Annotated in this window: 9 protein-coding genes; 3 read left to right on the forward strand and 6 right to left on the reverse strand. The window is 67.0% G+C overall.

Annotated features, from left to right (window positions below; genetic code table 11):
• Window positions 1-72: 72 nt before the first annotated feature.
• From G582_RS0101270 to G582_RS0101280, 3 genes are read right to left on the reverse strand one after another with little or no spacing between them, the layout of a single operon-like run.
• Entirely contained in the window at window positions 73-3,144 is a 3,072-nt protein-coding gene (locus tag G582_RS0101270; RefSeq protein WP_028838285.1) for an efflux RND transporter permease subunit, read from the reverse strand.
• A 4-nt stretch (window positions 3,145-3,148) separates the two neighbouring features.
• A complete protein-coding gene (locus G582_RS0101275; RefSeq protein ID WP_028838286.1) occupies window positions 3,149-6,646 on the reverse strand; it encodes an efflux RND transporter permease subunit in 3,498 nt (1,165 codons plus the stop codon).
• Window positions 6,643-7,788 (reverse strand): efflux RND transporter periplasmic adaptor subunit, encoded by a 1,146-nt coding sequence (locus tag G582_RS0101280; protein WP_083960887.1) that lies wholly within the window; start codon window positions 7,786-7,788, stop codon window positions 6,643-6,645. The genes G582_RS0101275 and G582_RS0101280 overlap by 4 nt, the downstream gene beginning before the upstream one ends.
• 241 nt (window positions 7,789-8,029) lie before the next feature.
• Here G582_RS0101280 and G582_RS0101285 point away from each other — a divergent pair, with 241 nt between their 5' ends.
• The 3 genes from G582_RS0101285 (at window position 8,030) to G582_RS0101295 (ending at window position 9,280) form a co-directional block, all read left to right on the forward strand.
• On the forward strand, window positions 8,030-8,446 hold the full coding sequence (locus G582_RS0101285; protein WP_028838288.1) for a c-type cytochrome: 417 nt from the start codon (window positions 8,030-8,032) through the stop codon (window positions 8,444-8,446).
• 8 nt (window positions 8,447-8,454) lie between these two features.
• Window positions 8,455-8,886, forward strand: coding sequence for a c-type cytochrome (locus tag G582_RS0101290; protein WP_028838289.1), 432 nt, complete (start codon window positions 8,455-8,457; stop codon window positions 8,884-8,886).
• Between the two features lie 130 nt (window positions 8,887-9,016).
• Window positions 9,017-9,280, forward strand: a complete 264-nt coding sequence (locus tag G582_RS0101295; protein ID WP_051246413.1) for a DUF6522 family protein — start codon at window positions 9,017-9,019, stop codon at window positions 9,278-9,280.
• 120 nt (window positions 9,281-9,400) lie between these two features.
• Here G582_RS0101295 and nuoN read toward each other — a convergent pair whose 3' ends face one another.
• Genes nuoN through nuoL form a run of 3 tightly spaced genes read right to left on the reverse strand, consistent with a single transcriptional unit; the run spans window position 9,401 to window position 14,484 of the window.
• Entirely contained in the window at window positions 9,401-10,864 is a 1,464-nt protein-coding gene (gene nuoN, locus G582_RS0101300; protein WP_028838291.1) for an NADH-quinone oxidoreductase subunit NuoN, read from the reverse strand.
• A gap of 4 nt (window positions 10,865-10,868) precedes the next feature.
• Window positions 10,869-12,380 carry an NADH-quinone oxidoreductase subunit M gene (locus G582_RS0101305; protein ID WP_028838292.1) on the reverse strand — a complete coding sequence of 504 codons (1,512 nt, stop codon included), beginning with the start codon at window positions 12,378-12,380 and terminating at the stop codon, window positions 10,869-10,871.
• A gap of 31 nt (window positions 12,381-12,411) precedes the next feature.
• On the reverse strand, window positions 12,412-14,484 hold the full coding sequence (gene nuoL / locus G582_RS0101310; protein ID WP_038052368.1) for an NADH-quinone oxidoreductase subunit L: 2,073 nt from the start codon (window positions 14,482-14,484) through the stop codon (window positions 12,412-12,414).
• Window positions 14,485-14,487 lie beyond the last annotated feature (3 nt).

Below are 14,487 nucleotides of genomic sequence, written 5' to 3' on the forward strand. Positions count from 1 at the left end.
ACGATAACGCGTCCGGCGTCCACGCTCCGGTTGCCGCAACGGCCGCGAGGGGGCGATGCCCCTCGGCGGCACTCAGCCCGCCGCCGGCGCCCGCCGCTGCGCGCGGCTCATCCGCGCCCGCTCCAGCAGCCGCGAGCTGCCGGTGCGCAGGTCATCCAGCAGCGCATAGATGGTCGGCAGGAACAGCAGGCTGACCACGGTGGAGAACGCCAGCCCGCCGGCGATCGCGCGCGCCATCGGGTAGTACGGCGGCATGCCGTCGGCGGTCTTGGTCGACAGCGCGATCGGGATCATCGCCAGGATCGCGGTACCCATCGTCATCATGATCGGGCGCAGCCGCTCGCGGCTGCCTTCCACCAGCGCGTCGATGCGCGGCAGGCCGCGGCGGCGGAGGTTGTTGATGTGCTCGATCATCACGATGCCGTTGTTCACCACCACGCCCATCAGCACCAGGATGCCGATCACCGCCATGATGTTCATCTCGGTGCCGGTGAGCCAGAACAGCCAGTACACGCCGAAGATCGAGAACAGCACGCAACTCATGATCGCCAGCGGGAACAGCAGCGATTCGAACACCGCCGCCATGATCACCAGCATCAGCACCAGCGCGATGCCGATCGCGCGGATCATCTGGTCCATGCCGTCGAAATTGATGTTGAAGCCGGCGCCGTCGAAGGTATAGCTGTAGCCCGGCGGGAACTGCACGTTCTTCAGGGTGTCCTCGATCGACTTGCGGGCGTCCTGCATGGAAGCGCCCTGCGCCAGCCCGACCTGCACTTGCAGCATGGTCTGCCGACTCTGGCGCTGGATCTGGGTGGCGGCGGGCGTGGTGTCCACGTCCACCATCGCCAGCAGCGGCACCTCGGTGCCGTTCGGCGCGCGCACCAGGAAGGTGGACAGGTCCTCCAGGCTGTAGCTGTCCGAGCCGGCGAAACGCACGTTGACCGGAATCTCGACGTCCTCGCGATGGAAATCACGCAGCGACGAGCCACGCAGCGCCATGCCGACGAACTGCGCCACCTGCTGCGCGCTGAAGCCATAGGCCGCCGCGCGCTCGCGGTTCACCTGCACCTTCAGTTCGGTGTTGGCATCGCCGGTGTCCACGCGCACGTCGCGCAGCTTCGGATTGCGCGCCAGGATCGGCACGATGTCGTCGGCAAGCTCCTTCAGGGTCTGGGTGGAATCGCCGATCAGGCTGAAGGTGATGCCCTGCCCGTCGCCGCTGCCCATGCCACCGGGCCAGCCGATGCCGAGCTTGGCGCGCGCGGACTTGGGCAACCCCTTGCGCACTTCCTCGGAAATCTTCTTGTTCTGTTCGGCGTCGTCGATGGTCAGGAACAGGCGGGTCTGCGCCCAGCCCTGTTCGCTGTAGCGGCTGTAAACGCGGTCGATCTTGAAGTCCTTGCGGTGCGCATTGACGAACTGCTCGACCCGCGCGACTTCCTTGCCCATCTCCTCCTTGGAATAGGAGCCCTTCCACTGGTAGAAGATGTTGATCTCGGTGGGATCGCTGTCGTCGCCGCTACCGGTGGTGTTCATCATCGGATACACGCTGACCAGCGAGATCGCCAGGATCCCGGCCACGCTCCAGCCGCGATGCAGCAGGGTCCAGCGCAGCAGGCGGGCATAGCGCGCCTGCATCCCGGTGATGAACGGCGACTTCAGCGCCGGCGGGGTCTTCATCCGCGCCGACAGCATCGGGATCAGGCTGATCGCCACCAGCCACGAGGCCAGCAGCGACACCGAAATGGTCACCGCCAACTGGCTCAGGTAGATGGTGATGATGTTCTTCTCGCCGAACAGCATCGGCAAGAACACCACGCAGTGGCAAAGCGTGCCGGCCGACAGTGCGATGGCCACGTGGCGGGTGCCGATGATCGACGCCAGCCACGGTTTGCCGGGGTACTTCTCGCGCTCCTGGTAGATGCTCTCGACCACCACGACGGCGTTGTCCACCAGCATGCCCACCGCCAGCAGCAGGCCCATCATCGAGATGATGTTGAGGGTGATCCCGGCGAAATACATGAAGCCCAGGGTCATCGTGAAACAGATCGGGATCGCCGTGGACACCATCAGGGTGGATGGCCAGTGGCGCAGGAAGGCATACAGCACCACCACCGACAGCAGCAGGCCGATGCCGCCGGCCTCCGCCAGCGCCAGCAGCGAGCTGGTCACGGCTTGGCCCTGGTCGTCGGTGACCTCGATCTTCACCCCGCGCATCGCCGGGTCCTGCTCCAACAGCGTGATCTCCTTGCGCACCATCCGCGACAGATCGACCAGGTTCGCCGCGCGTTCCTTGTAGATGTCCACGCCCACGCTCGGCTTGCCGTCCATCTGCCGCACGTAGTTCATGCGCTGCGGCTGCAGGTCGACGTCGGCGATGTCGGACAGGCGGGTGCCCTTCTTGTCGATGCGCAGGTCGCGCAGCTGCTGCAGTTGCTGCAGCTCGCCCAGCGGCTGCACGCGCAGGCGCCGCCCGGCCTCGGTGATCTCGCCGGCGGATACCGCGAAGTTGGCCGCCTGCAGCTTCTGCACCAGCTCGTTCAGCACCACGCCGTGCGCGGTCAGGCGGTCCTTGTCCAGCGCCACCAGCACTTCCTGCTTGGCCACGCCTTCCACTTCCACCCGGGCCACGCCGGGCAGGCGCTCGAGCCGCTGCTTGATGCTGCGTTCGATCAGGTCGGCGCGGGCGGTCAGGTCGATGCTGCTGGTCAGGCGCAGGCTCAGCGCCTCGCGGTCGGAGGTGCTCCAGCGCTGCACGAAGTAGCGGCGGAAATCGTCCGGCAGCTGGTCGCGGATCGCGTCGATGCGCTCGCGCGCCTCGGAGGCGGCGATGGCGATGTCTCGGCTCCAGTCGCTGAAGCGCACCTGGATCGAGCCGCCGTCGGCGTTGGCGCGCGAATTCATCGTCTCGATGCCCGGCATCGTTGCCAGCGCCTCCTCGACCGGGCGCACCAGGTTGCGCTCCACCTCCTCCGGGGTGGAGCCGGGGTACGGCAGCGACACGAAGAAGAACGGGATGGTGGCTTCCGGCTCGGCCTCCAGCGGCAGGCGGAAGGAAGCGATCAGGCCGATCGCCACCATCGACACGAACAGCATGATCGTGGTGATGGGGCGACGGATGGAGAGCTCGGTGATGTTCATCCGATCAGGCCTTCGCGCCGCCGTTCAGCGGGTCGTGTTCGTGCGAGATCAGCTCGGCCGCCTGCTCCGCCACGGCGCGCACGCGCCGGCCGCGTTCCGCGTAGAACTCGTCCGGTTTGCGGTCCAGCAGGTCATAGACCACCGGGATCACCAGCAGCGTCAGCAGGGTCGACACCAGCAGGCCGCCGATCACCGTGATCGCCATCGGGCTGCGCACTTCCGCACCATCGCCGAAGGCCAGCGCCAGCGGCAGGAATCCGAACACCGCGCACAGCGTGGTCATCATGATCGGACGCAGGCGCGAGCGTGCACCCTCCACCAGCGCGGTGCGTTTGGCCACGCCCTCCTCGCGCAGCTGGTTGACCTTGTCGATCAGGATGATCGCGTTCTTCACCACCAGCCCCACCAGCAGGATCAGGCCGATGAACACCACCACCGAGGCCGGCGAACCGGTCATCAGCAGCGCCGCCACCGCGCCCACCAGCGCCAGCGGGATGGTGAACAGGATGACGAACGGATGCAACAGCGATTCGAACTGCGAGGCCATCACCAGGTAGACCAGGAAGATCGCCAGCCCGAACGCGAACAGCAGTGAGCGGATCGACTCATCCAGTTCCTGGCCCTGCCCGCCGATGCGCATGTCGATATCGGTGCCCAGCGGGCTCGACGCTACCATGTCGTTCACCTCGCGGATTGCACCGCCAAGGTCGATGTCGCGCAGGTTCGCGGAGACGATGGCGACGCGGCGCTGGTCGGCGCGGTGGATCTCGCTGGGGCCGGTGGTGGCCACCACGTCGGCGACGGACGCAAGCTCCACCGGCGTGCCGCTGCCCGGGTTGACGATCAACCGGCGCAGGTCCTCCACCGAGCTGCGGTCGGATTCCTGCGCACGCACGAGCACGTCGATCTTGCGGTCGCGGAAGCTGTAGCGGGTCGCCACGTTGCCCTTGACCTTGTTCACCACCACGTCGGCGATCTGCCGCGTGGTCAGGCCGAGCGCGGCGGCGCGGTCCTGGTCGAAGCGGATCTGGATTTCCGGGAAGCCCTGCTCCACCGTCGACTTGACGTCGGCGTAGTGCCGGTTGGCGCGCAGCATCCCGGCCAGCCGGTTGCCGGCCTTGCGGATGGTTTCCAGGTCCGCGCCCTCCACCTCGATCTCCAGCGGCGGCGACAGGCTGAACAGCTCGGGGCGGCTGAAATCCACCTGCACGCCGGGGTAGTCCTGCATGGTCTTGCGCAGCGCCTCGGTCAGCGGGCCTTCGGCGTCGTTGCTTTCCATCACCACCGACAGCTTGCCGATGTTCTCGCCGCTTTCGGTGGGGCTGGCATCCAGCCGGGTGCCGGTGCCCGACACGCCGTACAGCACGCGCACGCCGGCATCCTTCGCATGCAGCGCCTGCACGTCGCGGACCAGCGCGTCGGTCTTGGCCAGCGGCGTTCCCGGCGGCAGTTTGGCGGTCATGTCGAAGCGGTCCTGCGCGAACTGCGGGATCAGGTCGGTGCCCAGCAGCGGCACCGCCGCCATCGTCAGCGCGAACGCCAGCGCGGCCACCAGCAGCACCGGGGTTGGCCGCTGCAGGGCTTTCGGCAGCACCTGCATGTAGGCGCGCTCCGCGCGGCCGTAGGGCGCCATCGCCAGATCGCTCAGCTTGCGCATCATCGGGCCGACCACCGCGGCCAGCCCGCGCCACGCGCGCACCACCAGCCATGCCACGCTGAAGAAGCCGTAGCGGAACAGCGCGCCGACGCCTCGTCCGGCATACGCCGCCGGCTTCTGCCAGCGCTTCTGCGGCTGCCAGTGCGCGCTCGCCGCTTCTTCCGGGAAGCCCAGCGGCGGGCGGCCCTTCAAGGCACTCAGCATCGGGATCAGGGTCATCGCCACGACCAGCGAGACGCCGATGGCGATCGCCACGGTCAGCGCCTGGTCGCGGAACAGCTGGCCGGCGATGCCCTGCACGAACACCAGCGGCAGGAACACCGCGATCGTGGTCAGGGTGGATGCCACCACCGCCATGCTGACCTCGCGGGTGCCGGTGATCGCCGCCTCTAGGATGCCGAGCCCGCGCTCGCGCGCCTTGGCGATCGATTCCAGCACCACGATGGAGTCATCCACCACCAGGCCGGTGGCCAGCGCCAGGCCACCCAGCGACATCACGTTGAGCGACAGGCCAAGCTGGCTCATGAAGAAGAAGGTGGCGATGATCGACACCGGCAGCGACAGGCTGATGACGAAGGTGCTCCAGCCATCGCGCAGGAACAGGAAGATGATCAGCACCGACAGCAGGCCGCCGATCACGCCGTCCACCTTGACGTCGCGAATCGCGTTGCGGATGAAGATCGATTGGTCCTCGATGTTGGTCAGTTCGATGTCGGCGGGCAGCTTCTCGCGGATGGCCTTGAGCCTGGTTTCCAGCGCATCGGCGGTGGACACGGTATTGGCATCGCCTTCCTTGTAGATCGCCAGCTCGACCGCCTCGCGCCCGTTGAGCCGGATGATCGCCTCGCGCTCCTTGTAGCCCTGGCGCACCGTGGCCACGTCCTTCAGCCGCAGCGGCGAGGTCCCCGTCTGGGTGTTGCCACCCTGCGACAGCGCGGCCATCACCCGCGCATCGCCGCTGGCGGCGGCCAGGCGCATCGCCTGTTCGTTGCCGGCATTGCCGGCCGCGGCGCTGCGCGTGGTCAGCAGCATGTTCGCCATTTCTTCGACGGTGGCGAACTGGTTGACGGTGCGCACGAGGTAGCGCTGCGAGCCTTCCTCCAGCCGCCCGCCGGAAACGTTCACGTTCTCCTGCGCCAACCGGTTGATCACGTTGTCCAACGTCAGGCCGAACTGCGCCAGCTTGCGCTGGTCGATGTCCACCTGCACTTCGTCCTCCAGGCCGCCGCCCACCTTCACCGCGGCCACGCCCTCGACCGGCTCGAGCTTGCGCTTGAGGTCGTCGTCGGCGAAGCGGCGCAGTTCCATCAGCTGGCGGATGTCCTCGACGCTGCCGGCACCCTGCCGCTTCGGCGACAGCGCCAGCCGCATGATCGGCTGGGTGGAAGGATTGAAGCGCAGCAGTACCGGCGGCTTGGCGTCCTGCGGGAACTGCAGCGCCTCCATCTTGTCGCGCACGTCCAGGCTGGCCTGGTCCATGTTGGTGCCCCAGGCGAATTCCATCACCACGTCGGATTGGCCGGTACGCGACACCGATTTCAACTTGCGCAGGCCCTTGACCACGCCCAGCGCCTCTTCGGCGGGCTGCGAGATCAGGGTCTCGATTTCCGCCGGCGCCGCGCCCTCGTAGTCGGTGCGCACGGTCAAGGTGGGATAGCTGAGGTCAGGCAACAGGTTGACCTTGAGGCTGCCCAGCGCAATCAGCCCGAACAGCACCAGGGTCAGCGTCATCATCGCGATGGTGACGCGCCTGCGGGTGGCGAACTCCACCAGGCTGAAGCCGGCCGCGAGCGCGTGGTGCGGATCCTGCGCGGGTTCCGGCCGGGGGCTCGAAGGCGAACTCACTTGGCGGTCGCCTTTGCGGGCGCCGGGACTGCAGGCGCGGCCTTGCCGCCGATCACCTGCACCGCGCTCCCTTCGCGCAAGGCCGACTTGCCGGCCACCACCACCGGATCGCCCGCGCGCAGGCCGCCGCGCACCTCCACCCATTCGCCATCCACGTAACCCAGCTTGAGTTCCGAACGCACGGCCTTGCCGCCCTTGACCGTGAACACGGCAGGCGCACCGCCGTCTTCCAGCAGCGCGGTGCGCGGTATCACCAGTGCGTCGGCGCGCTGGTCGTAGTTGATGCGGATGCGCGCGAACATGCCCGGCTGCAGCAGGCCGCCGCCGTCGAACGCACAGATCACCCGGAAGGTGCCGCTGCCGGCATCCACCACCGGCGAAACCCGATCGATGCGGCCATCAAAAGTCTTGCCCGGCAGCGCGTCCACGGTGAGCTGCACCGCCTGGCCGGCCTTCAGGGTTGCGATCTCGCGCTCCGGCACGTTGAGCGTGGCTTCGAGCCTGGAGACGTCGACGATGGTGAAGATCGGCGTGTTGATCTGCACCAGGTTGCCCTGCTTGATGCTGCGCGACGCCACCACGCCGGAGATCGGCGCGCTCACCGTGCCGTAGGACAGTTCCAGCTTCGCCATCCGCAGCTGCGCGCGCGCGTTTTCCAGGTTGTAACGCAGCTGGTCCACGTCGTTCACGCTAACCATCTTCTGATCCAGCAACTGCGCGGAGCGCCGGTAGTTGGCCTCCAGCTTGCGCACTTCCGCATCGGCCTGGGCGACCTGCAGGTTGGCGCGGTCACGGTCGATCCGCACCAGCGCCTGGCCGACCCTCACCTGCTGGCCGATGTCGGCATAGACCTGCAGCGCGATGCCCGAGGTCTTCGCCACCACCTGCGCCTCCGCGCGTGCTTCCAGCGGCGCGGTGCCGGCATAATTGGCGGAAATCGAGCGGGTGGAGGCTTTGATCACTTCCACCGGGGTGGCTTCCGGCCCCTTGCTGGCCTGATCCTTGCCGTCTGGCCCCTTGCCGCCCTCGGCGCCGCCCCCCTTGCAGGCGGCAAGCGCCAGGGCAACGGCCAGCAGACTGAGCCTGGCAAACGGAAGCAGGCGGCTGGAATGGAAAGCGGGAACCGGGATCGATGGGCGCATGGGGGAATGGCTGAGGGGTAGTGTTGTAGTCAAGTATGTCACCGACCCCGCAACTTGTGCCATCCGCCGAAGGTCATGCATGCCAATGGCATGGTTTTCGACCGTGCCGAACCATTCGCTGCGGCGATGCGGATGAGTCGCATGTGAAGTCCGTGGCATTCGCCGCTATACTCGAATGAACGGGCGCCCAACACCGGCGCCCGCCTCCTTTTACCGATCCACAGTCCGGAACAGCCAGATGATGCGACCGCTGCCGATTGCCGCAAGCCTTGCTCTGCTCCTGACGGCCTTTGCCGTCACTGCGCAGGATCCGCCCGCACCAGCCGCCGCTGATGCTGCCGCGCCCACCGCCGAAGCTGCACCCGCTGCAGCCGCCCCCGCCCCGGCTGCGCCCACCGCGCCCGCCACCGGCGACGCCACCCGCGGCAAGGGCCTGACCTACACCTGCCGCGGCTGCCATGGCCTCACCGGCTACAAGAACGCCTATCCCAGCTACCACGTGCCCAAGATCGGCGGCCAGTCGGAAACCTACCTGCGCAACGCCCTGACCGAATACGGCACCGGCAAGCGCAAACACCCGACGATGCAGGCGCAGGCGGAGAGCTTCTCCCAGCAGGACATCGCCGACATCGCCGCCTACCTGTCCAGCCTGAAGTGAGCCGCGCCATGACCAAGACCTCCATGACCCTGCTCACCCTCGCCTGCGCGCTGGCCCTGTCGGCCTGCGGCGGCAAGTCCGAAGGCGGCCACGCCGCAGCGGGTGAAGCCAAGTCCAGCTCCGCCGGCCTGCCCGACGGCAACATCGATGCCGGCCGCGAGTTTGCCGCCAAGGGCGGCGAAGGCATTGCCCCCTGCGCGTCCTGCCACGGCGCCGACGGCAACGCCCCGATCGACGGCATGTACCCGAAGCTGGGCGGCCAGTACGCCGACTATCTTGCGCAGTCGCTGCAGGGCTACCGCAGCGGCACCCGCGCAGGTTCCACCGCCGACGTGATGGCCGCCCAGGCCAAGAACCTGAGCGACCAGCAGATCGCCGACCTTGCTGCCTACTACGCCAGCGTGCCGGGCAGCCTGCGGGACCTGCAGAACGTCAACTGAGCGCCTGCTGCATCCGCGCATTCCGGAAGGGGCCGCAAGGCCCCTTTCGTTTGCCGATCGGTTGACCGGGGTCATGGCACCGAGTACGCGCAGACGGCGGAATAAGCCGGTTACCGAACGGCAGCACGCCATGGGCAAGTCCATCCCGCTCGACCTCAATCCCACGCTCGAAATCGAGATCGACGCGGCGCCGATCGCCGCTGCGCTGGGCCTGGAACAGGAAGCCTTCCTGCGCCTGCTGGAGCAGCGCAAGATCGACCGGCTGTGCGAGCGCGGCACCGGCGAGGACGCCGGCCTGTATCGCGCCACCTTCTACCACGGCCCCAAACGCGCGCGCGTGGTGGTGGACCGGCAGGGGCGCTTCGTTGGCGACGTGGAGCAGCGCTCGCGCTGATCGCAGCCGGGCGGCGGGTGCTGCGGAAGCGTGATTCCCGCAAACGAAAAGCCCGCCAGATGGCGGGCTTTTGCGTTTTGCCCGCGCGCCATCGCGGCGCGACGCCGGCGGCCGCTGGTCTCAGGCGAAAGCCGCCTGGCACCACGCCATCAGCGGGTTCCAGAACACGCCCAGGACCAGCAGGCCCAGCGCATTGACGCCGAATACCAGCCGCAGCGCGCGGTCGTCACGCGGCAGCACCGGCTCGCCCACCGGCTCGTCGAAGTACATGACCTTGATCACGCGCAGGTAATAGAACGCGCCGATCACCGCGAACACCACGCCGACGATGGCCAGCCACAGCATGCCGCCATTGATCGCGGCGCGCAGCACCGCCAGCTTGGCCCAGAAGCCCAGGAACGGCGGGATGCCGGCCAGCGACGCCATCACGCACAGCACCATGCCGGCGCTCCACGGATCGCGCGCGTTAAGGCCCTTGAAGTCGTCGATGTTGTCGGCCTCGAAGCCGCGACGCGCCAGCAGCACGATCGCGCCGAACGCTGCGGTGGCCATCAGCGCATAGCTGATCGCATAGAACATCGCCGCCGCGTAGCCTTCCGCGCCGCCGCCGGCCAGGCCGAGGAACAGGAAGCCGACGTGCGAGATGGTCGAATACGCCAGCATGCGCTTGAGGTTGGTCTGCATCAGCGCGATGACGTTGCCCACCACCAGCGACAGCGCGGCCAGCACCGCCAGCATCGGCTGCCAGTGCCCGGCCAGCGGCGCGGCGCCGAAGCCCAGCAGGCGCACCACCATGGCGAACGCGGCCAGCTTCGGCGCGGAACCGATGAACAGGGTGATCGGGGTCGGCGCACCGTGGTAGACGTCGGGCAGCCACATGTGGAATGGCGCAGCGCCGAACTTGAAGGAGATGCCGGCGACCATGAACACCACGCCGGTCAGCAGCAGCATCGGCTGCGCCACGCCCGGGGCGGCTTCGCGGATCGCCGCAAGATCCAGGCTGCCGGTGGCGCCATAGACCAGCGACATGCCGTACAGCAGCAGACCGGAGGCCAGCGCACCCAGCACGAAATACTTCATCGCCGCTTCCGAAGCCAGCTTGTTGTCGCGGTCGATGGCGACCAGCGCATAGGAGCTCAGCGCCAGCAGCTCCAGGCCCAGATAGACCATGATGAGGCTGCCGGCTGAGGTCAGCAGCATCATGCCCAGCACCGCGAACAGCATCAGCACCGACACTTCGCCCTTGTACAGCCCGCGCTCGCGCAGGTAGGGCCAGACGAACAGCAGCGCGATCGCCGACACCACGCAGGTGGTGACCTTCAGCACGTCGGCCATGGTGTCCCGCACGAACATGCCGTTGAGCACCGTGGTGTCGTCGCCGACGCCCACGCCAGCTGCGATCAGCCCGCCCACCAGCACCAGGGTGGCGATGGAGAGCACGTGGGTGACCACGCGCTGGCTGTCCTTCAGGAACAGGTCCAGCATCAGAAGCGCGAACGCGGCGCCCACCAGCACCAGTTCGGGAATCAACGGCAGCAGTTCGGTGGCTGCCGGCATGGCGAGAGTGGCCTGCATCGTCGTCATGTCCTTACAGTTTCGTAGCGGCGAGCTGGGCCGCCAGTTGCGCGATGGACGGTTCCATCAGGTCGGTCAGCGGCTTGGGGTTGATGCCCAGCGCCAGCGTGAAGGCGGCAAACACGCCCAGCACGATCCATTCGCGCGCGTTGATGTCCTTCAGTTCGGCCACGTGCGCGTTGCCCACGTCGCCCCAGATGATCCGCTTGGTCAGCCACAGCGAATAGCCGGCGCCGATGATCAGGGTCAGCGCGGCCGCCAGACCGATCAACGGGTTGTGCTGGAACGTCGCCAGGATCACCACGAACTCGCCGACGAAGCCACTGGTGCCCGGCAGGCCGGCATTGGCCATCGCGAACAGCACCCAGAACAGCGCGAACCACGGCATCACCTTCGCCACGCCGCCGTAGTCCTTGATCATGCGGGTGTGCATGCGGTCGTACAGCACGCCGACGCAGGAGAAGAACGCGGCGGAGATGAAGCCGTGGGAGATCATCTGCACCATTGCGCCCTGCAGGCCGAAGCGGGCGGTGTCGGCCAGCCCCTGGTCGCGCACCAGCGAGAACGCGATGAAGATGCCGAGGGTCACGAAACCCATGTGCGCGACCGACGAATAGGCGATCAACTTCTTCATGTCCTGCTGCACCAGCGCCACCAGGCCCACGTAGACGATCGCGATGAGGCTGAACGTGATCATCAGCCAGGCGAACTCGTGGCCGGCATCGGGGACGATCGGCAGGGTGAAGCGCAGGAAGCCGTAGCCGCCGATCTTCAGCATGATCGCCGCCAGCACCACCGAGCCGCCGGTGGGCGCCTCGACGTGCGCGTCCGGCAGCCAGGTATGGACCGGGAACATCGGCACCTTGATCGCGAACGCGCCGAAGAAGGCGAAGAACAGCCAGGTCTGCTCGGTCATGGTCAGCGGCAGCGCCGCCATGTCGGCGATCTGCCAGCTGCCGCCCTTCAGGTACAGGTACACCAGCCCGATCAGCATGAACACCGAGCCGAGGAAGGTGTATAGGAAGAACTTCAGCGCGGCATAGATCCGGCGCGGCCCGCCCCACACGCCGATCACGATGAACATCGGGATCAGCATGGCCTCGAAGAACACGTAGAACAGCATCGAGTCCAGCGCGCAGAACGCGCCGATCATCACGCCTTCCAGAATCATCAGGCTGGCGAAGTACTGCGACACCCGCTTGCTCACCGAGCCCCACGCGCCCACCAGCACCAGCACGCCGACCAGCGCGGTCAGGCCGATCAGCGGCACCGACAGGCCGTCCACGCCGAGGTGGTACTGGATGTCGTAGGCGGGGATCCATGCGCGCTGTTCTACGAACTGCATCGACGCGGTGGTCATGTCGAAGCCGGTGAACAGCGGCACGCACAGGGCAAGCGTCAGCAGCGCGAAGCCGAGCGCGACCCAGCGCGCCAGCTCCGGCCGCTTGTTGCCGGCCAGCAGGGAGAACACGCCGCCGAGGATCGGCAGCCAGATCAGAAGACTAAGCAGGGGCCAGTGGGTCACGCTTGCGGTTTCCATCTCGTCGGTTGCCGGCTTACTGCCAGTAGTACCGGGCCATCGCCAGCAGCGCGACCAGGCCCAGGATCATTGCGAACGCATAGTGGTAGAGGTAGCCGGTCTGCACCTTGCGCAGCGACGCCGCCACCGTGCCGATCAGGCTGACGCTGCCGTTCACGGCGCCATCGATCACCCTGTTGTCGAACAGGCTGGAGAACCTACCCAGCTTGAGGCTGCCGCCGGCGAGGCCGCCGATCCACAGGTCGTCCATGTAGTACTTGCGCTCCAGCAGGCGGATCGGCACGGCCAGCGCGCGCACGATGCCCGTGCGCAGCTCCGGCTTGACCAGGTACAGCAGCGTGGCCAGCGCGAAGCCCGCCAGCGCCAGCCAGAACGCCGGCGCCATGAAACCGTGCAGCGCGAACGCCACCGGGCCGTGGAACTCCTCGGCCAGCGCCGCCATGACGTCGTTTTCGGCCAGCACCTGGATGGCGCCTTCGAAGAACGGCACCTGCTTGGCATGGCCCAGCACGTCGGTGCCGAACAGCATCGGTCCGACGGTGAGGAAGCCGATCAGCACCGACGGAATCGCCAGCAGCACCAGCGGCAGGGTCACCACCCACGGCGACTCGTGCGGCACGTGCGCACCGTGGTGGCCGTGACCATCATCGTGATGGGCGTCGTGGTGCGCGTCATGGCCATGCGCGTGGGCATCCTTGAAGCGCTCCTTGCCGAAGAAGGTCAGGTACAGCAGGCGGAAGCTGTAGAAGCTGGTCACGAACGCACCCAGCAACACCGCCCAGTTGGCGTACTGCGCGATCCAACCGCCGTTCTCGTGGGCGTGATGCGCGGCGGCCTCGATGATGCTGTCCTTCGAGTAGAAACCGCTGAAGAACGGCGTGCCGACCAGCGCCAGCGTGCCCAGCCACATGGTGATGTGGGTGATCGGCATGTACTTGCGCAGGCCGCCCATCTTGCGCATGTCCTGCTCGTGGTGCATGCCGATGATGACCGAGCCAGCGCCCAGGAACAGCAGCGCCTTGAAGAAGGCGTGGGTCATCAGGTGGTAGACCGCCGCCGAGTACGCGGACACGCCCAGCGCCACCGTCATGTAGCCGAGCTGCGACAGCGTGGAATACGCCACCACCCGCTTGATGTCGTTCTGCACCATGCCGATCAGGCCGGTCCAGAACGCGGTGGTCGCACCGATGAACAGGACGAAGTTGAGCGCGGTCTGCGACAGCTCGAACAGCGGCGACATGCGCGCCACCATGAAGATACCGGCGGTCACCATCGTCGCGGCGTGGATCAGCGCCGAGATGGGGGTCGGGCCTTCCATCGAGTCCGGCAGCCATACGTGCAACGGCACCTGCGCCGACTTGCCCATCGCGCCGATGAACAGACAGATGCAGATGACCGTCGCGATCGACCAGGCCTGGCCCGGCAGGATTTCCACGCTCATGCCGCGGATCGCGTCGGCGTTGGCGAACGCCTGCGCGTAGTCGAGCGAGCCGATCCAGTACAGCACGCCGGCTATGCCCAGCAGGAAGCCGAAGTCGCCGACGCGGTTGACCAGGAACGCCTTGAGGTTGGCGAAGATCGCGGTCGGCTTCTTGTACCAGAAGCCGATCAGCAGGTAGGACACCAGGCCCACCGCTTCCCAGCCGAAGAACAGCTGCATGAAGTTGTTGCTCATCACCAGCATCAGCATGCTGAAGGTGAACAGCGAGATGTAGCTGAAGAAGCGCTGGTAGCCGTCGTCCTCGGCCATGTAGCCGATGGTGTAGATGTGCACCAGCAGCGAGACGAAGGTGACCACCACCATCATCATCGCGGTCAGCTTGTCGACCATGAAGCCGACGTTGACGGAGATGTCGCCCACCTGCATCCAGGTGTAGAGGTTCTCGTTGAAGGTGGCCGCGCCCTGCACCAGCTGCCACAGCACATGCACCGACAACGCGCAGCTGGCCGCCACGCCGAGGATGGTGGCGGTATGCGCGCCGGCGCGGCCGATCCGGCGGCCGAACAGGCCAGCCAGCAGACTGCCGACCAGCGGCAGCAGCACGACCAGCACCAGCTGGGTCTTGGAGATGAGGATTGCCGAATCCATCAG

It is taken from the genome of Thermomonas fusca DSM 15424 (genome assembly GCF_000423885.1).
Classification (GTDB): Bacteria; Pseudomonadota; Gammaproteobacteria; order Xanthomonadales; family Xanthomonadaceae; genus Thermomonas; species Thermomonas fusca.